This window comes from Pantoea sp. ANP04 (assembly GCF_041982285.1).
In the GTDB taxonomy this organism is placed as follows: Bacteria; Pseudomonadota; Gammaproteobacteria; order Enterobacterales; family Enterobacteriaceae; genus Pantoea; species Pantoea eucalypti.
This window is the reverse complement of sequence record NZ_JAUTYS010000132.1, coordinates 1-555: the sequence shown is the minus strand read 5'-3', so window position 1 is coordinate 555 and position 555 is coordinate 1. Positions and strand designations below refer to the sequence as shown.

General features: G+C 56.4%; 1 protein-coding gene and 1 pseudogene. Both read right to left on the bottom strand.

What is annotated here, in order from left to right:
- Window positions 1-100, bottom strand: a pseudogene (locus tag Q7C21_RS22735) (glyoxalase/bleomycin resistance/extradiol dioxygenase family protein); the annotation flags it as partial.
- A gap of 215 nt (window positions 101-315) precedes the next feature.
- The coding region (locus Q7C21_RS22730; protein WP_375151200.1) for a hypothetical protein at window positions 316-555 on the bottom strand (240 nt) is incomplete at its 5' end.

Sequence of the window (555 nt, the reverse complement as noted above, 5' to 3'; positions counted from 1 at the left end):
CATTCTCGTCCGAGAAGGTGGTGTTCTTCTCGTAACCCATAGAGGAGTAGAAGGCGTCGGACTTGGCCAGATCAGCGGTCGGTAGGTTTACAAAGATCATCTTGCTCATGCTCATACCTCGGTAACTGGTGGGGCAGGGCGCGAACTGCGCCCGCGACAAACTCTGCCCCAACACGGTCCCGTCGACAAGAGGTTTTCACACCAAAATATTGGCGGTTACGCTGGACCTGAAAACGCGAATGCCCCAGCCCTCACAACGAGGACTGGGGCACCACACCGTCAACTCAACGTTGGCTGAGGGGATCGGTCCGAAAACTAGATCAGCGCCTTGGTGATTTCCAACGGGATACGGTCGCGAGTGTAGGTGATGTGGTCATAACCGTGCGGTTGCGGCTTGCCGTCTTCGCCGATGTTGACGAATACGATCTTCTCGATGGTCAGGATCGATTCCTGGGTGAAGATGTTGCGAACTTCGGCGCGCAAGGTGACCGAGGTGCGACCAAAGTCGATGGCGGTCAGGCCCATTTCAATCAGGTCGCCTTCCTTAGCGGAGGC